Here is a 23,541-nt window from a genome sequence, read left to right as displayed (position 1 = left end):
CAGGATTTTTAAAATAATACTTTTATTTTCAGTTAAAAAAATTTAATGTAGTCGATTAGATTAACACATTTTCTTGCAGAAAAATCAAAACCGTTAAAGTTTTATTTTTAGTCGCAAAATTGTATTATTTTTCAACAACAAATTTATCTAGAATTAAACTTTCTTACTCGCTTCAGTGTGCCGAATACCTTAAAAAACTCCCTTTATTTGAAAATAAATATTTCTTTTCGTCTATTGAAGTATCTTAATATTAAAATCATCTTTTAAACACTCTTTACTCTTATCTCACTTTAAGACGGCAACTTATGTCGCAACTCCATATATTTTTAGCTCCATTTTTGGCATCATGCATTAAAGAATTGATTGAATAATGATAAATGACTCAAATGCGTTGGCTGGAATTACTCTCCACTGTCCGTATTGGCAGTAAAAAGCAAAGTTCTGAACTGGCGCGCAGCCCGTTCCATAAAGACTATGATCGTATTATTTTTTCGCAAAGTTTTCGCCAGCTAAATCGTAAAACTCAGGTCCACCCTCTGACTCAGCATGATGGCATTCATACCCGTTTAACCCATTCACTGGAAGTGTCCTGTATTGGGCGTTCCCTGGGTATGCTGGCTGCGGAAAAAATCAAGGATCAGTTACCTCCCTGGATTTCTCCTGCCGATGTCGGTGCCATCATTCAGGCTGCCTGTCTGGCACATGATATTGGTAATCCGCCTTTTGGCCATGCCGGTGAATACGCTATTCGTGAATGGTTTGATGATGCCTCTCATACTGATTTCCTGAAAAACTTAAGTCCGGAACAGGAAGCCGATGTTCGTCAGTTTGAGGGCAATGCTCAAGGTCTACGCCTGCTGACCAAGATTGACTATCATCCTAACGATGGCGGTATGCGTCTGACCTATGCCACTTTAGGTGCTTACTTGAAATATCCATGGCTCTCTCAGACCATCGATCCTACTGGCAATACGCCAGCCAGCCATCGTCCGAAATTTGGTTGTTATCAGTCTGAAAAAGAGATTTTAAAAGAAATTGCTGAACAGCTTGGACTGATTCAACTGGGTGAATATCGCTACTGTCGTCATCCCCTAACCTATCTGCTCGAAGCTGCCGATGATATTTGTTATGCCCTGATTGATCTGGAAGATGGCATCAGTCTGAATATGCTCAGCTATGCCGAAGTAGAACCAGTATTTTTAAATTTGTTAGGGGATTATGGACCACCTTCCGAGATCGGGATGCCGGATACAACCTGGCAGCAAAAAATTGCTGCCCTGCGTGGCCGGGTAATGAAACGTCTGGTAGCTGAAGTCACGACGGCATTTGCCCATCACCAGCAGGAAATTCTGATGGGCCAGCTAAAAGGCTCATTGCTAAGTTATTGCAGTTCAGACATTGAGATCGGGATTAACCGGGCCAAAGAACTGGCGAGAGACAAAATCTTTGAACATCCACAAAAAGCCGGTCTGGAAATTATTGCCCATCAGAGTCTGCAAACCATTCTGGATGCCTTTATTCCACTGACCACACCTCATAAAAATTTGAGCTTCAAGGAACAGCGCCTGATGGCGATTCTGAACCGTTCAGGTGTGCAGTTCCATGCAGATCATTATGACAATATCATGCAGGTACTGGATATTATTTCTAAGTTTTCGGATCATCAGGCCTACAACCTGGCTCAGGAACTGCATGGCAATAAAGCTGGATTAATTTAATGATTTACACGATTTGCTGATAATCTCGGCAAATCGCAACTTTTTAATTTACAGTATTTTGCCTTTGGCCCGAATGCTGACTAATATGCCCGTATTGAAATTGAGTATTTATAAAAAATGATTGGATGTCTGATTGGTGAAGTGCTGGCACTGGAAGCACCGACTGTTTTGTTGAATGTAAATGGTATCGGTTATGAAATTGATACGCCACTGACCACTTTTTGCCAGCTGCAAAAAGGCCAGAAAATTACCCTTTGGACGCATTTGGCCGTGCGTGAAGATGCCCAGTTACTTTATGGCTTTATCAATGCACAGGAAAAAACTATTTTCCGCACCTTATTAAAGGTTAACGGTGTTGGTCCCAAAATGGCGCTTGGTATTCTGTCTACCCTGAGTGTAGAAATGCTGATTCATACCGTTGAACATGAAGATGTGAATACGCTGGTGAAAGTGCCCGGCGTAGGCAAGAAAACCGCAGAACGTTTAATGATTGAATTACGTGACCGCTTTAAAGCCATGGCTTCAAGTACAGCACCAAGCAACTCTACCACTGAGCAAATCCAATTTACTGGCAATTCTGCAGTGGCAGAAGCGGAAGCTGCATTACAGTCATTGGGTTACAAACCTCTGGAAGCCCAAAAACTGGTTAATGCAGCCAAAGGTGATTTTACTGAAGCCAGTGATATTATCCGTGCGGCATTAAAGTCGATGAATAAATAATAGGAAAATGACTTAATGTTAAATAAGTTTGTTTATTCTCTTATTTATATAAATTACTCGCGACATGGATGTCGCCAGTTGAGTTGTCTTGCACTAGGTTTTAAAGCAGTGCTTAAAACCTGTTCAGGACGTACCCTCAACTCAACAAAAGATTTTTGTTACTTTTGATCTTTCAAAAGTAAAACAACGCCTACACAATGGCAGCTAAACACAAATCATTATTTGAGGCTGTTTCCGCAGCATCAAACAGCTTCAATAAAGAGATTAAGTTATTAGATATGCAAGACCGTCTCATCAGTGGTTCTGAAAAACCCGAAGATCAGTTTGATCGTGCGATTCGCCCAACCTCCCTCGATGACTACATTGGTCAGCCAGTAGTTCGTGAGCAAATGGAAATCTTTATAGGTGCAGCCCGTGGCCGTGAAGAAGCCCTTGATCATACCCTGATCTTTGGTCCTCCCGGTCTGGGCAAGACCACGCTGGCCAATATTATTGCACGTGAAATGGGTGGTAATCTCAAATCCACTTCTGGCCCAGTGCTTGAACGTGCAGGTGACTTGGCGGCCATGCTGACCAACTTAGAGGAAGGTGACGTTTTATTTATTGATGAAATTCATCGTCTTTCACCCGTCATTGAAGAAATTCTTTACCCAGCGATGGAAGATTACCAACTCGACATCATGATTGGTGAAGGTCCTGCGGCACGTTCGATTAAACTGGATTTACCGCCATTTACGTTGGTGGCTGCTACCACACGTGCAGGTTTGCTTACCTCTCCGCTGCGCGACCGTTTCGGGATTGTGCAGCGTCTAGAGTTCTATTCAGTTGAAGACTTAACCCATATTGTGAAACGTTCAGCGAGTTTGATGGATGTGCCTATGACCGACGAAGGTGCGCTTGAAGTTGCTCGCCGCTCTCGTGGTACACCACGTATTGCTAATCGTTTATTACGTCGTGTGCGTGACTATGCACAGGTCAAAGGCACAGGCGAAGTGACCCAAGACATGGCACAACGTGCGCTAGATATGCTGAAAGTCGATAAAGATGGTTTAGATACGCTTGACCGTCGTTACTTGTCTATGCTGCTTGAGCGTTTTGATGGTGGTCCTGCAGGTGTTGAAGCGTTGGCTGCTGCGATGGCGGAAGATTCAGGCACATTGGAAGATGTCATCGAGCCATATTTGATTCAGCAAGGTTATGTGATGCGGACTGCACGTGGTCGTATAGCAACTAATATGGCGTATTTGCAGTTTGGGATGACGCCGCCTGAGCCGAAGTAAAGGCAAGTAAAAAAGCAGCTTAGGCTGCTTTTTTATTTTGCTTTTAATAAAATAAATAATTTTAATTTAATCCCTAACTCAACCGTCCCAACAAAAATTTCATATAATTTTTTATTGGCAATTTTCACATTTTTAGTAGGTGCCGATATATTCAGTATTTCTTTTAAATCATTAAAATTAGATTCATCGCCTTTAAAGTTATCTCGATCTACAACTAAACCTATCATACCTAAAGTAAGTACATATACGAAATTAAAATCCTGATATGTTTCAACAATAATAGAAATCTCTGGGTCTTTAGTTAAAATCTCTAATTCTTTTAACGACTCTAAAAGTAAAAATGACTGTTGAGATAATTCTTGTCTATCAATATTTTTTAAAGCTAAAAATGAATGTCCAAAGTCTTCTTCTTTCCATTCATTACGGAGCTCAGATACGGCAATATTTACTTGTTTTTCGAGTATCTCAACTTTTCGTAAATGACCTAAAGCGGTTTTAACAAAATCCGTTTCTAAATTTTTATTGTGCTGTTCTTTCCAGTCTTTTACGAATATCAAAGCTGCTATCGGTGTAAATAGTGTAGCTGCCACTACATACATATTTGATAGCGTCGATGCAACTGCATTTTCTTTTATAGCAATTTGATAGACTGATGCATAATATAAAAACAATATAAAAAGGCAAACGATTAAAAAGCCTATTAAAAGTTTTAGCGTTAGACTAAATTTATCATCTTTTCTTTGCGTCATTCTCACCCCATAAAAATTTAATTATTATTAAAAAAGCTATGATAAAAAATTACTTCTTAAACCCATTAAGATAGTCTTATATGATTTAGCTTATAGTAGTAAAACTTTATCATAATTCTTCAAAATATATAAAAATTAAATAATGTTACCTCATACTTTGCTATTTCCTACTACAAAAGAAAAAGCCAACTGACCATGTCTAAATCAGTTGGCAAAAGCACAAACCTATTTTTCTAAGTTTTATTCAAAAATTATTTCGCGTCTTTCTTAAACTCTTTAAAGTCCGCTTTACGAATCATGGCATGAATACCTTTAGTTCTATCTACGACTTGCGATACTTCAAAATCAGTCGCAGCACTTAAATACGCATAAACAATTTCTTCTGAAATACCATATTCATCGACAAGAAAACGTACTGCTTCACGAGTCGACTTACGCATCGCTTCATCAAGGTCTTCATCTAAACCCGGTGTAATCCAAAACTCATCATTTTCACCCAAAGGCTGCTTCAACGATTTACCTGGTATTTTGTCACTCCCCGCTTTTAATACCGTAATTTTAAAGGTCGCACGTGCAGAACCTTCAAGTGCGGTCAATGCGACCTCACCATCACCTTGAACAAAATGACTATCACCCGTATAAAACAACGCACCCGGTACTTGAACTGGATAGTAAGCCGTTGCACCTGCGGTTAAATCATTAATATCAATGTTACCGCCATAGAACGATGGTGGCACAGAATGCACAGGGTCGCTCGTATTTGGTGCAACGCCCATCGTACCCATAAATGGATTCAATGGGAAACGAATTGCTTTGCCTGACTCGGTTTTTAAAACGCCTTCCCAAATACCCTCTTTATTCTTTTCAATTGGAGTAAAGATGGAAACATTGCCATAGGCTTCTGGGTTTGCAGGCGATGCATGATCATGCTTTTGACTCTTAGGAAACTCAGGCAATGTGCCTTTACCATGACGGTTTGAAATCACACCATAAGGCACACGTGGCTCAACTTTTAAAATCTCGACTTTTAAAATATCACCTGGCATCGCATCTTTCACATAGACAGGTCCGGTAATAATATGTGGACCATCTTTATGGAAATCGTGCTTTAACTTAGAACCTGTAATCAGTTTCGCTTCAGGCAAAATATGCTCAGGTTTCACACCTTTAGAAGTGAAATACTTTTCAGCATCACGTCCTTGGTCTTCAAGCAAGCCTTCATGCGAAACTGTATCAAAGGTAATAGTGCTGCCCGATGGAATGGTCAACACAGGTTTGGCATCTTTGTTAGGTAAATAGCCCCAAGTGATGGTATTCAAGGTGCTTGGAACATAATAATTCCCTTTATATTCCCCACTTTTGAGTAAGACTGGTTTACTTTCAAGCTGTTTTAAAATTTTAAAATCTTCAGCTGCCGCATGTGCAGAAATAAAAGAAAAGCTTGCTGCAACAGCAAGAGACAAAGCTAAAGGTTTTAACATATGTTCAAATTCCATGAAAAATTAATGCAAGCTAACTTCATGCAATCCTAATGCCAATCTGGTACATACCCCATCATAAATATTCAAAATTTAATCATTTGATCGATCTATACTTCTTTGAATAAATTTCAATATAGGAAGCAGGTATATAAAGAGAGAAAAACCACATGTCCCTGAGATACATAAAATTACAATAAAACTTACTGAATAATTTCCTTAAACAGCAAGGTAACTCCCTCTTTATACCTTAGAAGTATTGACTATATACCGTGCAGGTTTTGGTTAATTTAAAGCCAGTATGCCATTCTAGAATATCCTTTTAACCATCTCCGATTCTTAAGGTTCTCCCCAGATATGAATATGTATAAGCAGCTTTGCCTTTGTCTTCCACTTGCGTTTGCCAGTCAGATGAGTCTGGCAGACTGGATTGATAATTCTGTGCAAAAAGCTGAAGCTCATACCATCAAGTTACGCCAGCATATCCACCAGCATCCTGAACTGGGCAATATGGAATTTAAAACCTCCGAACTGGTGCAAAGGGAACTGAAATCCTATGGTATTGAGGTCCGCAAAGGTTATGCCAAGACTGGTGTGATTGGAGTTTTGAAAGGTGCAAAACCGGGTCCAGTCATGGCCCTGCGTGCGGATATGGATGCACTACCAATTAAAGAAACTGCACCTGTGCCTTTCGCCAGCAAACAAAAAGCCATTTATCAAGGCAAAGAATCTTATGTGATGCATGCCTGTGGACATGATGCACATACTGCGATGTTATTGGGTGCAGCCAAGGTTCTGGCCGCCAATAAAGATAAAATTGCGGGGACAGTGGTATTTATATTTCAGCCGGCTGAAGAAGGCGGTGCCGATATCGATAATTTTACCCATGGCGATCAGATTGGCTCACGCAAAATGATTGCCGATGGTGCCTTGAACAATCCAAAACCTGAAGTGATTTTCGGGATGCATGTCATGGCAGGTATGCCAAGTGGCAATATTTTCTATAAAGATGGCGCAATTTTAAATAGTGCCGATCATCTACGCATCCAGGTGAATGGCAGTCAGGTGCATGGTTCCATGCCTTGGGCAGGTAAAGACCCGATTTATGCTTCTGCCCAGATGGTGACCAATTTACAAAGTCTGATCAGCCGTAAAGCCGACCTGACCAAAGGGATGGGTGTGGTCAGTATTGGCAGCATTCAGGGCGGCACCACCGGTAACGTCATTCCAGATCAGGTTAATATGGTCGGCACCATCCGTTCCAATAGTGAAGATGTGCGTCAGGGCATTTTAAAAGACTTGCCAAAAATGCTGGAACACAATGCTGCTGCCAACGATGTCAAGGTTAAGGTTGAAATCTCTCCCTATGCACCGGTCACCACCAATGATAAAATTTTGACTGAATTGATGCGCCCGACATTGGCGAGTGTGCATGGCGAAGATAAACTGCATGTTTTAGACAACAATGCTAGCGCTAGTGAAGATTTTGCTTACTATGGCCAGCTGATGCCATCCCTGTTTGTGTTTGTTGGAGCAACACCAGCCGATCAGGATATCAATCAGGCCGCACCAAACCATAACCCGAATTTCATTGTGGATGATGCGACCCTGAAAACCGGTGTAGAAAGTCATGTTCGCTTTATTCTGGACTATCCAAAAGTAGCTGAGCAGGTGCAGGCCAATTGGAAAAAGAAGAAATAATATGATGTATCCAAATGAATGAGTTTTGGAACTCATTCATTTTTTCATCTTTCTATACAACATTTTTTTATCTGTTCTGATTTAAATATTAGCTCTCTTCTCTTATATTCCGGAATAAGCATAGGTAGATATTTACCGTACTATTTACAGCTTCCCTTAGAAAGAAAATCAGTCTATGAACTCTTATAATAAAAAACAGATCAAAGCAATTAGAGTTTAGTGTTTGAATCAGAACAGGTGATTTACTCACTTTTTTGCTGGTGATTCTTAATATTGTTCAATTAATTTAACAAAAACCTGTATAGGATAAGATTAATTTCTTTTAGCTATTATTTAATAGCATGCCATTCATCTATTTAAAAGCTGTCTAAATAACTTGTATTTTCAAATATATTTTTGCTTCAATATCTCCTGTCTTATCGTCTAATATTCAAGCATGTTGATCCTAGACAAAATAATGGACAGCACGTTCCTCTAAAGATAACGTAACTTTAATCTTTGGAGATTCAATAAATGGCTATCTTGCGCAGCAATGCTGCTCAAGTCCTGAATTTAAACAGCAAGCAATTGATTATGCACTTTCAAACTCGCACGAATCTTTAGCTGCAATCGCCCAGAAATTAGGTGTTGGTTATTCAACATTGGATAAATGGATTCGTGAAACCAATCCGGCAGGTTCAAGCAAACGTCAACTTTCACCAGAACAACAGCGGATCGTGGAATTAGAGAAAGAAGTCAAACAGCTCAGGGACGCCAATGAAATCTTAAAAAAAGCGCATGTGTACTTTCTGACAGATCATGCCAAGAAAAGTACACGGTAATTCAAGATCTAAATGTGAATGAAGTCACTGTATCTTCTGCCTGTAAACACCTAGATGTCAGCACTTCAGGTTATTATGCTTGGCGAAAACGTCAGGCCAATACAGCTCAGAAATATAATGACTTAAAAGCCGTATATTGGCAGCATTATGCAAGATCTGGTGCACCTTCATTGGTACATGACATGCATGATTTAGGGTACACCATGAGCGAACGAACCGTTGGAAGAATGCTAAAAAAACTTGGTCTACGGAGCAAGATTGCACGTAAATACAAGCATACGACTGATTCAAAGCATCGTTTGCCTACAGCACCAAACTTGTTAGATCGCCAATTTACAGTCATGCAGCCTAACAAGGTTTGGACAACGGATATTACCTATATCCGTACCAAGCAAGGTTGGCTGTATTTATGTGTGATGCTGGATCTATTTAGTCGTCGTATCGTGGGGTGGCAAACCAGCCATCGAATAGACCGCCAATTGGTGTGTGATGCGTTTCATTATTCAATGGCTCGTCAGGGCTATCCAACAGGTGTTATGGTTCATTCGGACCAAGGCAGTCAGTACTGTAGTCGTGATTTTAGAGCACTCTTGCTGACAAATGATTGTATTCAAAGTATGTCTAGACGAGGAAATTGTTGGGATAATGCCGTGACTGAAAGCTTCTTTCATACATTGAAAGGCCATGTGGTGCATGGCAGTGTGTTTGTCACTCGAAAAGAGGCGAATGCGGTCTTGTTTGATTATATTGAGATTTATTACAATCGGGTCAGAAGGCATTCTGCAAACGGTTGGTTAAGTCCAGAAGCCTTTGAACAGAAATATTTCAAGAATTTAGAGGGATCGATTGTCCACGATACTGTCTAGGATCATGTTAAATATATTATATAATTTAAAACTTTAATTTTTTTACTACATATTATACTTACTCTTTACCGTTCGCTACAAATCCTCTCTCTGAAGATATTGATCGGTCTATATAAACCTTTTAAATTAAAAAATGAGAAGCAATACTCACTTAAAATAAAAAGTGATTAAAATTCTTCAGAAAAAATATAAAGCTTAAACTGTCTATTCTGATTAAATTTTCTTCCATACATCCTTTTCAAAATACAAATATAAATCAACAGATAGGCATTCTAAGACTATAAAAAAGTATTCAATGAGGATTAAGTCATGAAAGTGTTCTTATTAGCGACCTGCGCTATTTTATATCCAGTAATAACTTCTGCCCAAGATGTCTGGGAGTGCAATAATGCAATTTTGCAAAGTCTTTGCCCGCATCCAAATTGTATTAAAAACCCATCTAGTTCTTCACCAGATAAATTAACAATCTCAGTCAATCGTCATAAACATGTCTCCATCTGTGCCGAAAATGCCTGCTGGAATGGTGAAGCTTCAGTGACTTACGTCAACGCTCAACCCCTACTTCAACTTCCTCAAATTCGCTGGGTAGATCGTGATCACCCTCATAACAGTCCAAGTTATGTACTGTCCATAAACCGCGATACGCAATCCATTTTCTTTAAAGGCGACTATGACAATCATCCAGTTCAATGTAGGACTGTTTAAAAATTAATTGATTAGTTCTTATCGCTAGCGGTCTCTCTAATACCGCCCCTACAGGTAAAATTTTTCACGTCTTTGAAATCTTGTGCCATTGGTCAAAGAAGTCAGTATGCTAAACTGCCCAGCCTGATATCACTTGACTTGTAGCCTGATTTTGGCAAATTCTAAGCTCAAAATTAGGTGCAGAAAGCAGCATTAATCTGCATGTAAAACCAATGGAAAAGCATTATGGCGAATAAATTTGAATTCAATATCCGCGTTTATATTGAAGACACAGATGCGGGTGGCATTGTCTATCACGCCAATCATATTCGCTTTATGGAACGTACACGTACCGAATGGCTGCGTGCATCAGGCATTAGCCACTACTGGCATCAAAAAGATTACAATTTTGTCGTACATAAAATTAACGTGAAATATTCGCGTCCTATTATGATGGATGACTTAATTACCGTCACTGCAAGTGTCGTTTCACTTAAAGCTTCATCTTTTGTATTGCAACAAAATATTTATCGTGGTGAAATCATGCTTGCATCGGGTGAGGTAGAGCTGGCCTGTATCGGCGCTGATATGCGTCCACGTCGCCTACCTGATGAAATACGCGACCTGATTCGACAAGAATTGGAACAAGATTAAAAAAATGAATTGGCACATGTAAACACTATGGCAACCGAGTTAGCATCATCCCTACAAGTATCAGATCTTATTTTACAAGCAAGCCCTGTCGTACAACTGGTTATGCTGTCTCTTTTACTGGCATCTCTGTATAGCTGGTATCTGATTGCCAAGCTTTACATGGGCTACAAAAAAGCACAGGCTGAAGATGAACATTTTCAGAAGATCTTCTGGTCTGGTGCTGAACTGAATACCCTTTATAACAATGCTCAGCTGAACTCTAAACGTACCGGTCTGGAAGATATTTTCTATCAGGGCCTGGGTGAGTTTCTTAAACTGAAAAAACGCAATGCCTCTACCACCCAGTCGATTGAAGGCACTGAACGTATTCTGCGCGTGGGCTTAAGCCGTGATCAGGGTAGCCTGGAAAATGGCTTAGGTGCCTTGGCCAGTATTGGTTCAGTTGCGCCTTATGTCGGTCTGTTCGGTACAGTCTGGGGCATCATGAATGCTTTCATTGGTCTGGCAGATGTGGATCAGGTCACGCTAGCAACTGTAGCGCCAGGCATTGCGGAAGCTTTAATTGCAACCGCAATTGGTTTATTTGCTGCCATTCCAGCAGTATTGGCATTCAACCATTACACAGCTAAAGGTGAAGCAGTTTATTCTGATCGTGCCCTGTTCGCAGAAGAAATGGTGGCCCTGTTACAACGTCAGTCACTTGGCCAGCCTCAGGACAATGACTAATGACTATTCAACGTTCAGGACGCTTTGAGCGTATTAAAAAACCACTGAAAAGTGACATGAACGTCGTGCCTTATATTGACGTGATGTTGGTGCTTCTGGTGATTTTTATGGTGACGGCACCTATGATTACTACCGGTATTAAGGTTGATTTGCCACAAGCCAATAGCAATCCAATTCAAGCTGAGGACCGCCCTGCGATCGTGACTTTAGAAGCAGATGGTACGATTAAATTAGAAGATAAAAATCACGCAAATGATGTGTTAACGCTCGATGAATTAAAAACAGTCCTGACCAATGCACAAAATGAAGCACAGACTGCGAACAAACAGCTTAGCGTTTTGATTAATGGGAGTGAGACTCGTCCTTATGGCGAAGTCATGAAACTCATGTCTGCCCTACAGGATGCCGGTCTCGCACAAGTCGGCTTGCTTACCGCCCCTATAAAGTAATTTATGAAAGATTTCAAAAAGCCACCCTCTAAGCAGAAAGTGCTTGCGATTGGATTCACGATTGGAGTCCATACAGTCGCTTTGGTGGGATTACTTTATCTGGGGATGAGCAAACCGCCGGAACCGCCAAAACAGATTAAAACTGTACTGGTAAATCCTGAAGACTTAAAACCGGTCACACGTGAAGAAACCGAGTTTGATGAAACTGCCCATGAAAATGTGGCAGAACAGATCACGCAGACTGCTGAGCCTACGGAAGCAGCCCCAGTAATTCCAACTGCTGCTCCGCCAGTTATATCGCCTGCAACGCCACCAACACCAAAAGTAGACATTCAGAAAGCAGCACAAGAAGCCAAAGCCGCAGAAGCAGCACAACGTAAGGCTGAACAGCAGGCAGCAGAAGCAGCAAAACGTGCTGAGGCTGCGGAACAGGCCAAGGCAGCTGCTGCTAAAGCAAAAGCCGAAGCTGCAAACAAATCAAAAGCTGAACAAGAAGCTGCCCGCCGTGCAGAACAGCAAGCTCAGCAGAAAGCAGTTGCTGCAGACAAAGCAAAACTAGAAGCACAAAAGCGAGCTGACTTAGCAGCTAAACAGCAAGCGGATGCACAGGCGAAAGCCAAGGCTGAAGCTGCTGCTAAGGCAAAAGCCGATGCTGCTGCGAAAAATAAAGCTGCCGCTGATGCAAAAGCGAAAGCTGATGCCGAAGCAAAACGTAAGGCTGATGCTGCCGCGAAAGCCAAAGCAGATGCCGCTGCCAAGGAAAAATCGGATACCGCTGCAAAAGCGAAAGCCGATGCTGAGGCCAAACGCAAAGCAGAAGCAGATGCTAAAGCTAAAGCGGATGCCGCCGCCAAAAATAAAGCTGCTGCCGATGCGAAAGCTAAAGCGGATGCCGAAGCTAAAGCACAGGCTGAAGTTGAAGCAAAAGCTTCTGCTGCTAAACAGGCTGCTGAAGAAGCTGCCCAGAAAAAAGCTGAAGTAAAACGGATTGCCTCTACAGCAAAACGCGACTTTGAAAATAAGATCAAGCGTGCCTGGGATACGCCTACTGGTTCTTCCGGTCAGAAAGCGACTGCCCGGGTTACCTTAAGTGACAGCGGTTCTGTGGTTTCTGTGATCGTGAATGCTAGCGATCCGGACATGAAAGCCAGTGTAGAAGCCGCAGTTCGTGCTGCTGCACCTTACCCGATGCCATCTGATCCAGATGCACGGCGTGAAGCCCGGAGTTTCACCTCTACCTTCACTGCACAATAAAAATTTAAGCCATAATCTGAAAAACAGTTATGGCTTTTATTTTTTTAAGTTAAACTTCAGCAAAAAGCGGCAAAATAATATTCACTTTTCACAGTGTTATAACAGTTTGATCATTGCTGAGTGGTTTCATTCAGCCAAATTCATGCGATGATGTAACGCAATCATATTCACAATAAATCCGTTGATTTGAGTAAATAACGAATGATGGAAAAAACGCGCAAACACTTACTCTGCCTTGCCATATTCGCTGCGCTGGGTACACTGACTGCAACACAATCACAGGCGCAACTGCATCTTGAAATTACCAAGGCCCCTGAAGCAGCTCCAAAGATTGCGATCGTGCCATTCAGTCAGGACCAGAGCATCTACCCGATTGTGGAAAATGACCTGAACCGTTCTGGCAAGTTTACTAGTGCTTCAAAAAACCTGCCAGCAACAGCAACCCTGAATAATCCGAATGCGGATGCCTGGGCGGCTGCAGGTGTCCCTTATGTGGTAACAGGCTCATCCAAAACCAATGCTGATGGTTCTTATGAAATTCAATATCAGCTCTATGATATTGAGAAAAAACAGTATCTATTGAATGAACTGTTAACAGTACCGGCTACACGTACCCGTCAAGCTGCTCACATGATCAGTGATGCCATTTTCCAAGCATTGACCGGTATTCCGGGCGATTTCAGCGGCCGTATTGCCTATGTACTGCGCAATCCTGCGACACCTGATCAGCGTTATACCCTGCAGATTGCTGATACCGATGGTGAACAACCAAAAACCATCCTGACTTCACGTGATCCAATCCTGTCCCCAGCCTGGACACCAGATGCGAAAAAGATTGCCTATGTTTCATTTGAAACCAAACGTCCGGCAATTTATCTACAAAATCTGGCAACTGGTCAACGTGAAAAATTGGCCAGCTTCCGTGGTCTCAATGGTGCGCCAAGTTTTTCCCCAGATGGCAAGAGCATGCTATTTACAGCTTCTATGCATGGCAATCCTGAAATCTATGAAATGAATCTGGAAACTCGCCAGTTAAAACGTCTGACGAATGACTCAGCGATTGATACTGAGGCGCGTTATGCACCAGATGGCAAATCTTTTATTTTCACCTCTGACCGCGGCGGTTCGCCACAGATCTATCGTTATGATTTTGCCAACAGTGCAACCAAGCGTCTTACTTTCCGTGGTGCTTTCAATGCTCGCGGTACTTTAAGCGCAGATGGCAAAAAACTGGCATTGGTTCACCGTCCAAGTGGCAGCAATTACAAAGTTGCCATTCAAGACTTGAATTCAGGTGTGAATAATATCCTCACGCCTACCAGTCTGGATGAATCACCAAGCTTCTCACCAAATGGTCAGATGGTAGTCTATGCAACACGTGAAGGTTCACGTGGATTGCTATCGATTATGTCACTTGATGGCCGTTTCCGTATGAACCTGCCAAGTGAACAAGGTGAAGTTCGTGAACCAGCTTGGGCACCTAAATAATCCATTACTTCAACATACTCAAAACTTCATGGAGATGAAGATGAAAAAAGTACAATTATTCGCACTTCCATTACTGGCTGCTGCACTAGTGATGACTGGCTGTGCCAGCCGTAAACCGGCAACACAAACGCAAACTGGTGAACTTGGCACAGGTTCAGCAACAACTGTCGACACTCAAGGTTTGAGCGAAGATGCTGCACTAAATGCACAAAGCATGGCTGGTGCATCTTCTAAAGGTGTGACTGCTGAAAATAAAGCTTATCTGGCAAAACGTGTGGTGCACTTCGACTATGACAGTAGCGAACTGTCAAATGACGATCTTCTTACCCTGCAAGCCCATGCCCAATTCCTGATGGCAAATGCCAATTCACGTGTTGCTTTGACAGGTCACACCGATGAACGTGGTACACGTGAATACAACATGGCACTTGGTGAACGTCGTGCCAAAGCGGTAGAAAGCTTCCTGATAACAACTGGCGTGAATGCAGGTCAACTTGAAGCGGTGAGCTATGGTAAAGAAATGCCAGTGAATCCAGGTCATGACGAAAATGCCTGGAAAGAAAACCGTCGTGTAGAAATTAACTACGAAGCGGTTCCACCACTACTCAAATAAAACTGCCTGAACTGTTCTCAGTTCTGCAAATAAAAAAGCACTCATTGATGAGTGCTTTTTTTGAATGCGAAAAATATTTTAGTGCTGAGCTTCTTCGTCCTCGGGATGCTGCATCGACTCAATCATGTCGTGTTTATTGAACTCTTTATACTCCGGCTTAGCCTCATAAGCCTTCCAGGCTTCCTTCATCTTATCTTCAGAAATTTCATCTAAATTAATGGCTTCGCTCGGCGTAGGAGTCGCATCAAACTTTAATGTTGTCATATTTGTGCTCCTGAACCTATGTTTTCCTTTTAATCAACATAGCATTTTCTAGCGGACTTGCAAGTGTAAAATCATAGCAAATAGTCTCAGTTTAATTTTTCTTTTACCACGTTCTCATCTAAAATATAGCCCAATTACATTTTTATCATTCTGATAAATTTTTATTCGGAGTTTTTCTGACATGTCTTACCTAAGCCTTTCCCAATTTTTACAGCAAAAAACTGGGAATCTCACACCTGAACTTGCACAAGTGATTGAAACAATTGCAAATACATGTAAGACAATTGATCAAGCACTGCAAAAAGGTGCATTGGCTGGCGTATTGGGCAGTGCTCAGCATGAGAACGTTCAGGGCGAAGAACAAAAAAAACTGGATGTCATCTCTAATGACTATTTGATCGATGCATTAAAAGTTCATCCAAATGTAGGTGGCTTGGCATCTGAAGAACTGGATGAGTTCACTCCTGCACAGGAAAATGGTCAATTCCTGGTATTGTTCGATCCACTTGATGGTTCAAGCAATATTGATATCAATATGTGTGTTGGCACCATCTTCTCGATTTTACCTGCTAAAAATGCCCTAACTCAGGCAGAAGACTTCATGCAAGCGGGTGTCAATCAGGTTGCAGCAGGTTATGTATTGTACGGTCCATCTACCATGATGGCGCTGACTGTAGGTGCAGGTACAATCTTTTTCACTTTCGATCCAGAAACCCAGGAATTCCTGCTGACTTCTGAAAATATTCAGGTTGCTGCAGATACTAAAGAATATGCAATTAATGCATCAAACCAACGTCATTGGGAAGAACCTGTAAAACGTTATATCGATGAACTTCTTGCAGGCAAAACTGGTTCTCGTGAAAAAGACTTTAACATGCGCTGGGTTGCATGTATGGTAGGCGATATTCACCGTATCCTGTGCCGTAGCGGTATCTTCATGTATCCATATGACCTGAAAGATCCGAAAAAAGCTGGCCGTTTACGTCTGATGTATGAGGCAAATCCAATGAGTATGTTGATGGAACAGGCAGGTGGTGCATCTACGACTGGTCGTGTTCGCATTCTTGACATCCAGCCTACTGACTTGCATCAGCGTGTTCCAGTGATCATCGGTTCGAAAAACGAAGTTGCTCTTGTCACTAGCTACCATAACTAATATTTAAAAACGGCAGTTGGCGTTCTACTGACTGCCGTGGACTTCTCTCCCATGCCAACAATCTTCCTTGAATCTAAAGATAATCCTAAAATTAAGCACTTGCGTGGCTTGATTGAACAGAATTCGTATCGAAAAAAGCAAGGACAAACTGTGCTTGAAGGCACACACCTGTGTCTTGCATGGCTTCATGAAAGCAAGAAAATCAATTCTATTTTCACCACCGAACATGCCCTGCAACATCCGGACTTTGAGATCATTTTACAGAAATACACCGGTATCGTTTTCGTTATTGGTGAATCTTTATATAAAGACTTAAGTACATTAGGAACTTCGATTGCCTGCATGGCGATCGTGGATATTCCAAGCTCTAGCCAAGCATTGGATTACACCGCAGACACACTAATTCTTGAAAATGTTCAAGATCCGGGCAATGTTGGTACCCTGCTCCGCTCAGCTGCTGCGGCTGGCATTGATCAGATCATTTGTACCAAAGGTTCTGCATCGCTCTGGTCTCCACGGGTATTACGTGCAGGAATGGGTGCACATTTTTCTTTACAGTGTTTTGAAAATGTCACTTTAGAAGAAGTGCTCAACAACTTTAAGATTCCCGTTTATGTGACCAGCTCTCACCGTTCTAGCAGTTTATATAGCAAAGATTTGCGTAAGGCCTGTGTATGGATTCTGGGCAATGAAGGTCAAGGCGTTTCTGACTATGCACTGGAACATGCCGAAGCAGTTACTATCCCTCAACCAGGCGGTCAGGAATCACTGAATGTTGCCATTGCAGGTTCAATCTGTTTCTTTGAAATGGTCCGTCAACGTATCTGATCACACATTTAAGTTACTTTATTTTATTTCTCAGCGACCTGCATAAAAAATAGATTACACTAGAAAAAATAATCAAGTGTAATGTCAACCAAACCATTATTTTCAACGTTATATAGACATGTACTTGAAAATAATGGTGGGTATCCAATGACAGGATTTTCCATCTCTATGGATTTAGCGCCAAAACAGCTTCAGTCGCAAGATGCCAGTACTCTAAAGAGTACAGCTGAGTCACGCCTGAAGAATTTTATGCAAGACGTAACAGGTCGTGCATTGGTGATGATGGAAAGTGCAACCCAAAGCCAGCATGGCATTGCCATGGATCTGGTCCAGGAAGCGTTTATTTCCCTGCATAAATCCTATGCAGATCGATCCACTGAAGAATGGTATCCCCTGTTCTACACCATTTTAAATAATAAGTTACAGGACTGGCGACGTAAAGAAATGCGTCGTAATCAGCCATTTTCATTTTTTAAAAAAGTTCAGCTCGATGACGATGATGCCGAACTCAATGATGTCGTCGATGAAGCAACGCCATCCCCATTAGAGTTTCTGGATCAAGCCGTTACAGCTGAAGAAATCCAGCAAGCCATTGCCCAATTGCCTGTTCGTCAACAACAGGCTTTCATGCTTCGTGCATGGGAAGGCTTTGATACGCATACCACCGCACAAATTATGAACTGCAGCGAAGGCAGTGTGAAAACTCACTATCACCGTGCAATCCAGGGTCTGCGTGCCTCACTTGCACATTTAAATCCATTTCTGGGAGGGTCATCCGAATGAATCAAGATGATTTCTTAAAAAAAGTAACTTCCAAACTTGATGGTATGGCACAACAGCATAAGGACAAACCTGTTGTGATGAACCGTGTTCTTGAAGAAATTCAGGAGACCAAGCATTCTCGTTTTGCATTCTTCAAAATGTCAGGTTTTGCACTTGCAGCTGCCATTGCAGGTATTGTTGTTTTACCGAATGTCGCTAATCAAGAGGAGCCTCAAACCCAAGTCGTGTCCGTACCTAAGCTTTCACCCCAAATGGTTGAAGACTTGGAAATGTTAATGGTTTTAGGTGAGGACCAGGTTCCACATGGCAGCTAAAAAACTCGCACTCGCATTTTGTGCATTCGGCTTTCTGCAAACCAGCTTTGCCGGATTTGAGCGCTTTTGGATTTTTTCCAAAGATGCTGATACACAAGTCAATGAAACCTGGAATAGTCTTTCAGATGCAGAACAGGTCGCTTTAATTAAGCGTTATCAGACATTAAAAGAACTTCCTGCAGAGCAAAGCGTAAGCTTACAACAGCGCATGGACTGGTTTACCCAACTGCCTGAAACTGAAAAGCAAAAGATGCGCGAAACCTGGCAAAAAATGAGTTCTCATGAACGCAAAGAGTTAGCTTCACGTATGCAAAAAGCGACGCCTGAACAACGCCCTGCGATTCGTGAAGAATATTTCAACAAACATTTGATAGTTGCTGAAAACTAATTCTCCCAGCCCGACTATTAAAATTATTGCTAAAAATAAAAGATATTAAAAAAGCCTCAATTGAGGCTTTTTTATTGTTTCTATAACGCTTTAACTCTTGAATAAACGACGTGAACGATAAGCTGCAATGCCAAGCAGACCGAATAAAGCAATGATATTAATGGCACCACCACCGCTGCTCTCATTATTAGTATTTTTTGCACTATTTTTCAAATAAATTGTAGCAGGTTTAGATTTAGCCCCTTCTTCATCATACAAATAATATGTGATTGGATAATCAAATTGACTCAGATTATTTTTAACCTCAAATGTAATTTTCCCCCCATAACATTTATCTGTTAATGTTCCATCTACACATAAACCTTCACGTTCAGCTCGCATAGTAAGTACCGAACTATCAATTTTGTCAAAACGAATTGGCGTTGCTGTGTTACTTAAATTGATTGGCGTTTTTCTGAACTCTGGAGCAAGGTTATCTATTGGACCATCATCATCAAAGTCATTACTTAATGGATTAACTTCTACTCTTAGATTATTTTCTGGTCGAAGAGTATAAACATCATCTTTAGCTACTGGCGCGATATTATTGAAAGTGGCAGTCAGTATTCCTGAAGAACTTTCTGGAACTACACCATTACTATTAGATAACACCTCTGTGATGGTATATACACAAAATTCATTTAAGCCCGTTGGAGTTAAAGCTCCATCCTTACGGTAGAACATAATACGTTTTAGCTCCGGTACCCATTCACAAACCTGTTGATCATCTGGGTTAAAAGGAAATAAATTTGTTCCATCAGTGATATTCTCAGGTATTCTTCCTACACCTTTGGCCTGCGCACTGACTATGTATTGAGTACTCTCAAAAGGCTTGTTGCGTAATTCACCATTGATTTCAATTTGCTTAGGCAATGCTAATTCAAATGGATCAATATAAATCGCTCGATATTTTGCATATTTTTTTGTATTAGATGACAGAGCATTAAAATCATTGAGTTCAGCCTGAATTTGTAACTTTCTTGACGCATTCTCTGGATCATTTAGCATAACTTCTAACTGATTGATTCGATTATCATAAACAGCTAGCATTTCACTATAAGCAGTATTATTAAGAGATTGAATATCAGCTGCAGTTAGGCGCATCAGTTCAACAGAACCAATATCACAGGTATTGGCATTCTCTGGATTGAGCAATAATGTTCCATTCGAAACACGGAAAATTTCACGCTGATCACTTTCACTACAGGTCATATGCCCTGCATTGACAAAATCTGCATTATTATTTTTATCTAAAGGATAATATAATGGTAAATATATATTATATGGAGAAGCAGGTTTATAATCTGAGAGCAGATCAGAACGTTTTGTACCTACTGGGATAATAATGTTTTTCGTAGCCTCTGTTAAATAACTTGATGGAATTGTACAACTAGCATCCAATGCATTATTAGCGATAATCATTGTAATTGTCTGGTCTACTGTATTACCTCCATTTAAAGCATAGCTACAAGATTTACCTGTATTAAATGCCACAATATTGGAATTGAACGCTTTCATACCCTTATTATCATACAGGACAGTATTAGCAGCATCGTTTTCTACGATCGTATTACTAATTAAACCTAATAATGATTTACCATCTAGCGGTTTTGCAGGACGAGAATTAAACTGAATAATGCTTCCGTCTTGCTGATTGACTTTATTTTTAGCGATGGTAGAGGCATTAATATCTATACTGCCAGCTCCGCAATAATCAATAATACTTGAACTGGAGTTCATTCCCGTTTGATAGTTACCATTCTCAACAATACTACTATGACTGATACTGGTTGGTGAAGTAGTGGGTATTCCTTTGCGCTCACAATCCATAGCCCATACACTACCTAGAGGTGCGTGGTTACGCGTGATCAAGGTTTTTATAAGAGATACCGTTCTTTCACTATCACTCCCAACAAAATAAATTGCCCCACCTTCACGATCCGCTTTAGAATCCATAATTGCGGAATTGTACATCGTTAGCATTCCACCAATGAATAGTGCACCACCATTACCATAATCTGTTGTACTTGCCTTCGCATAGCCATTCTTTAAGGCTATATTATTAATTTCCAGTCTTGCCCCTGAATCTACAGTATTAAAAATACGTGATTGTCCTTGAGCATTAATACTGGTCTGTATATCTAATTGCGCTGGAAAAGTACCTTTTAATGGGTCTTTAGCTTGTTCATCAAACGGTAATGCACCATAGATAGAAATGGGCGAATTTAACTTCAGTTCACCTCGTGTCAACATATATTCACCTTTCTCTAGTTGAATATAATCTCGTTGTCCTGGCAACTTATTACCTACATTACAGCTTCCATAACTTTTATTTTCATAAGCTGTTCTAATCGCCTGTCGCAAGGAACAGGAATTATTATCATCAGTATCCAGCATGGTAGTAACTTGAATGGTCTTACTTTCAGCTGCCATTAAAGACATAGTAGACAAAAAGGTAGCCGTAAAAATTCCTTTTTTATAATTCTTCATCACATATTTCCAAATTATTTTTTTATTTTTAATAGATTAGGTCAATCATTAGCAACATAAGTAAAAATTAAATCCCTTACCTAATGTTTTAACCTTATCACTATTATTTTTTTAGTTTTCGCCAAGTCAGGCTACCTAGCAGTAACATAAGCCAGTACATATCCAGCGCGCCACCAGATGTTTTAACCTTATCACTTTTCAAATCATTTTTAGCCTCAAGTACAATGTTCACTCGAATAGAATTATAAGCTGCATTTGGATCAAAACGGCTCGTAGTAGTTACGACACGAATCGTAAACAGGTCTGCACCTGGTTTTGGATTTATAGGGGTATAGACCAGATTACCATCTAGATCCAGAGTCACTGTACCCTTAGAACTTACATGTGGCTGTTGTTCAATCAGCAAGCATCCATCCTGCCACTCCTCACCGCGAGGATGAGCAAGAACAGTATCTTTACACCTTTCTTTTGGCAATAAATCACTATCCCCTAATGCTTCCAGAATAGAAATACGAGCAATTTGACCAATGAGCAAATCTGCTCCAACTAGACTGGTTGGAGTGGATTCCTGGATTTCAATTGCACCTCGATCACATTTTCCAAGTAAACCCATACCTCTTTGGTCAGAACCAGCACATTCAATCTTGATCTCTTTATTAATACTCAATTCACCTTTATTTAGAATTGACGTATTATTTATACTTGAATATGACATCAGGACTCTTGGACGGAAATAACCCAAGAATTGTTGTTCAGTTTGAAAGTAAGGACACAGAATAGCATTCGGAGAAGTAATAATATTCGGACATTTACCTTCTAACTGCCCATTTGCCAAAACAGTATAATTATTATTTAAAACTTCATTAGGATATACAGAAGCTCCTAGGCCACAGCTACCATTAACTAAATTATTTTGCAGGATAGAACTTGTTTTTGCATTGTCAGAACTGAACTGGCAACTTTGATCAATGTTACTCGCAGCATTTAAGGGATTATCCAGTACAATACTATGGGCAAGATAACCAGGTTTCCTTTCTACATCAAACTTCACACCGATAGAATTACCAATAATTGTGGCATTATTAACAGCAATCCCATCAAGAATAGTAACTGCCGCACCTGTATTACCATATAGAGTAGAACTAAAAATATAGGATTGCGGTTTAGCCAATACATCTGTTTCTTCATTGGATAATACATCACGAGTATAAATATTGGATGAACGCGTATTTATATTGAAAGTAGTATTTTTAGCAATTACAGACTGTCGAATATCGAAGCTGGGTAGTTCACTATAAATAGCTCCTCCTTCATCTGCTTTGTTATTCTCAAACAAAGATTGCAGGATATAAAGGCTACCAATTTTACTTAAATCTGTTTTATCAGTACCAGCCACATAAATCGCACCACCTTCATTTGCCATACCACCATATAATTTGACATGTCTTAGTGTAAGCTTGCCTTGGTTATAAATTAAACCTCCTTTAGATGATTTACAGCTATTAACCTTACATCCTTCTAAAGTCACTTCACGAAATTCAACCGCTACCTGCTTACTTATTCCCGAAATAATTTCAGTATTGGCAATATTGAATATGCCACCAAAAGTAGAAGCATCCAAATTATCAGCAACACGAATAATGGCATTGCTCAAGCCTTCAGCTCGATCATCACCAATATTTTTATCATAAACAGTACGGATATTTACTGAGTGCAATATCTGTAAGGGAGAGTTTAGTTTATAGATTTCTTTTTCTTTCAAAGTAATAATAGCGATTGGCGTGTTGTCTCCACAGCCCATATAAGGCTTATCCATCCCCTGATTAATATATTGCACAGCCTCACGTAGGGAACATTCTTTATCATCCCTGACGATATCTTCAGTGGTGGTGACGACAATTTCAGCACTGTATGCCTGCCCCATAATACATAGCAAAGCAATGCCTAAGCTCTTCTTGAGCATGACCTTCTCCTAATTTCTTATATTCTTTCTTTTTATTCTAAAATCGCATCATCCTAGCGATATTTGAATTATTTTGCTCTAATCTGTCATAACTTGAGTAATTACTCAAGATTTT

The 23,541-nt window shown here is 40.6% G+C and carries 22 protein-coding genes; 17 read left to right on the top strand and 5 right to left on the bottom strand.

Annotated features, from left to right (window positions below; translation table 11 throughout):
• The first annotated feature begins 377 nt into the window (after positions 1–377).
• From BK820_RS05670 to ruvB, 3 genes are all read left to right on the top strand, one after another.
• On the top strand, positions 378–1,718 hold the full coding sequence (locus BK820_RS05670) for a deoxyguanosinetriphosphate triphosphohydrolase (RefSeq protein ID WP_071320360.1): 1,341 nt from the start codon (positions 378–380) through the stop codon (positions 1,716–1,718).
• Positions 1,719–1,835: 117 nt separating this feature from the next.
• A complete protein-coding gene (gene ruvA / locus BK820_RS05665; protein WP_008303701.1) occupies positions 1,836–2,438 on the top strand; it encodes a Holliday junction branch migration protein RuvA in 603 nt (200 codons plus the stop codon).
• A 278-nt stretch (positions 2,439–2,716) separates the two neighbouring features.
• Positions 2,717–3,718, top strand: coding sequence for a Holliday junction branch migration DNA helicase RuvB (gene ruvB / locus BK820_RS05660; RefSeq protein ID WP_071320394.1), 1,002 nt, complete (start codon positions 2,717–2,719; stop codon positions 3,716–3,718).
• A gap of 32 nt (positions 3,719–3,750) precedes the next feature.
• On the opposite strand, the gene BK820_RS05655 is transcribed toward ruvB, so the two are convergent.
• Together BK820_RS05655 and BK820_RS05650 are read right to left on the bottom strand one after the other, a co-directional pair.
• The gene (locus BK820_RS05655) at positions 3,751–4,467 is read right to left on the bottom strand and encodes a hypothetical protein (protein ID WP_071320359.1); all 717 of its coding nucleotides are present in this window, start codon (positions 4,465–4,467) and stop codon (positions 3,751–3,753) included.
• A gap of 251 nt (positions 4,468–4,718) precedes the next feature.
• Positions 4,719–5,948 (bottom strand): acetamidase/formamidase family protein, encoded by a 1,230-nt coding sequence (locus BK820_RS05650; protein ID WP_071320393.1) that lies wholly within the window; start codon positions 5,946–5,948, stop codon positions 4,719–4,721.
• A gap of 360 nt (positions 5,949–6,308) precedes the next feature.
• On the opposite strand from BK820_RS05650, the gene BK820_RS05645 reads away from it, so the two are divergent.
• The 9 genes from BK820_RS05645 to pal all read left to right on the top strand — a co-directional run bounded on the left by BK820_RS05645 (position 6,309) and on the right by pal (position 15,201).
• Positions 6,309–7,646, top strand: a complete 1,338-nt coding sequence (locus BK820_RS05645; RefSeq protein WP_171260594.1) for an amidohydrolase — start codon at positions 6,309–6,311, stop codon at positions 7,644–7,646.
• A gap of 509 nt (positions 7,647–8,155) precedes the next feature.
• Positions 8,156–9,333 (top strand): IS3 family transposase gene (locus tag BK820_RS05635; protein WP_143045186.1). Its coding sequence is split into 2 segments (ribosomal slippage): positions 8,156–8,408 and positions 8,408–9,333, totalling 1,179 coding nucleotides; the frame shifts between segments, so codons are not numbered across the junction.
• Between the two features lie 309 nt (positions 9,334–9,642).
• Positions 9,643–10,038, top strand: coding sequence for a hypothetical protein (locus tag BK820_RS15060; protein ID WP_081409045.1), 396 nt, complete (start codon positions 9,643–9,645; stop codon positions 10,036–10,038).
• A 225-nt stretch (positions 10,039–10,263) separates the two neighbouring features.
• Entirely contained in the window at positions 10,264–10,671 is a 408-nt protein-coding gene (ybgC, locus tag BK820_RS05630; protein WP_004815113.1) for a tol-pal system-associated acyl-CoA thioesterase, read from the top strand.
• 27 nt (positions 10,672–10,698) lie between these two features.
• Positions 10,699–11,397 carry a protein TolQ gene (gene tolQ, locus BK820_RS05625; RefSeq protein ID WP_004815111.1) on the top strand — a complete coding sequence of 233 codons (699 nt, stop codon included), beginning with the start codon at positions 10,699–10,701 and terminating at the stop codon, positions 11,395–11,397.
• Positions 11,397–11,846, top strand: coding sequence for a protein TolR (gene tolR / locus BK820_RS05620; RefSeq protein WP_071320355.1), 450 nt, complete (start codon positions 11,397–11,399; stop codon positions 11,844–11,846). Before tolQ ends, tolR begins: the two co-directional genes overlap by 1 nt.
• 3 nt (positions 11,847–11,849) lie before the next feature.
• Positions 11,850–13,100 carry a cell envelope integrity protein TolA gene (tolA, locus tag BK820_RS05615; protein ID WP_071320354.1) on the top strand — a complete coding sequence of 417 codons (1,251 nt, stop codon included), beginning with the start codon at positions 11,850–11,852 and terminating at the stop codon, positions 13,098–13,100.
• Positions 13,101–13,304: 204 nt separating this feature from the next.
• Complete coding sequence (gene tolB, locus BK820_RS05610; RefSeq protein ID WP_008302437.1) at positions 13,305–14,588, top strand: Tol-Pal system beta propeller repeat protein TolB; 1,284 nt, start codon at positions 13,305–13,307, stop codon at positions 14,586–14,588.
• Positions 14,589–14,628: 40 nt separating this feature from the next.
• Positions 14,629–15,201, top strand: coding sequence for a peptidoglycan-associated lipoprotein Pal (gene pal, locus BK820_RS05605; RefSeq protein WP_004815103.1), 573 nt, complete (start codon positions 14,629–14,631; stop codon positions 15,199–15,201).
• Between the two features lie 78 nt (positions 15,202–15,279).
• Here pal and BK820_RS05600 read toward each other — a convergent pair whose 3' ends face one another.
• Positions 15,280–15,465, bottom strand: coding sequence for an NF038105 family protein (locus BK820_RS05600; protein ID WP_004815102.1), 186 nt, complete (start codon positions 15,463–15,465; stop codon positions 15,280–15,282).
• A gap of 181 nt (positions 15,466–15,646) precedes the next feature.
• Here BK820_RS05600 and BK820_RS05595 point away from each other — a divergent pair, with 181 nt between their 5' ends.
• The 5 genes from BK820_RS05595 (at position 15,647) to BK820_RS05575 (ending at position 18,934) form a co-directional block, all read left to right on the top strand.
• Positions 15,647–16,621, top strand: a complete 975-nt coding sequence (locus BK820_RS05595; protein WP_071320353.1) for a class 1 fructose-bisphosphatase — start codon at positions 15,647–15,649, stop codon at positions 16,619–16,621.
• Positions 16,622–16,672: 51 nt separating this feature from the next.
• The gene (locus BK820_RS05590) at positions 16,673–17,449 is read left to right on the top strand and encodes a TrmH family RNA methyltransferase (RefSeq protein ID WP_008302432.1); all 777 of its coding nucleotides are present in this window, start codon (positions 16,673–16,675) and stop codon (positions 17,447–17,449) included.
• Positions 17,450–17,617: 168 nt separating this feature from the next.
• On the top strand, positions 17,618–18,232 hold the full coding sequence (locus tag BK820_RS05585) for an RNA polymerase sigma factor (protein ID WP_004815096.1): 615 nt from the start codon (positions 17,618–17,620) through the stop codon (positions 18,230–18,232).
• Complete coding sequence (locus BK820_RS05580) at positions 18,229–18,546, top strand: hypothetical protein (RefSeq protein WP_004815094.1); 318 nt, start codon at positions 18,229–18,231, stop codon at positions 18,544–18,546. Before BK820_RS05585 ends, BK820_RS05580 begins: the two co-directional genes overlap by 4 nt.
• A complete protein-coding gene (locus BK820_RS05575; RefSeq protein ID WP_004815093.1) occupies positions 18,536–18,934 on the top strand; it encodes a DUF3106 domain-containing protein in 399 nt (132 codons plus the stop codon). The genes BK820_RS05580 and BK820_RS05575 overlap by 11 nt, the downstream gene beginning before the upstream one ends.
• Positions 18,935–19,024: 90 nt before the next feature.
• Here the strand turns inward: BK820_RS05575 and BK820_RS05570 are convergent, their stop codons facing one another.
• The gene (locus BK820_RS05570) at positions 19,025–21,463 is read right to left on the bottom strand and encodes a CSLREA domain-containing protein (RefSeq protein WP_071320352.1); all 2,439 of its coding nucleotides are present in this window, start codon (positions 21,461–21,463) and stop codon (positions 19,025–19,027) included.
• Between the two features lie 103 nt (positions 21,464–21,566).
• Positions 21,567–23,426 (bottom strand): rhombotarget A, encoded by a 1,860-nt coding sequence (rbtA, locus tag BK820_RS05565; protein ID WP_071320351.1) that lies wholly within the window; start codon positions 23,424–23,426, stop codon positions 21,567–21,569.
• Positions 23,427–23,541: the final 115 nt, after the last annotated feature.

The organism is Acinetobacter sp. LCT-H3 (genome assembly GCF_001866125.1).
Taxonomy (GTDB): Bacteria; Pseudomonadota; Gammaproteobacteria; order Pseudomonadales; family Moraxellaceae; genus Acinetobacter; species Acinetobacter schindleri.
This window is presented reverse-complemented; position numbering and strand designations above follow the sequence as displayed.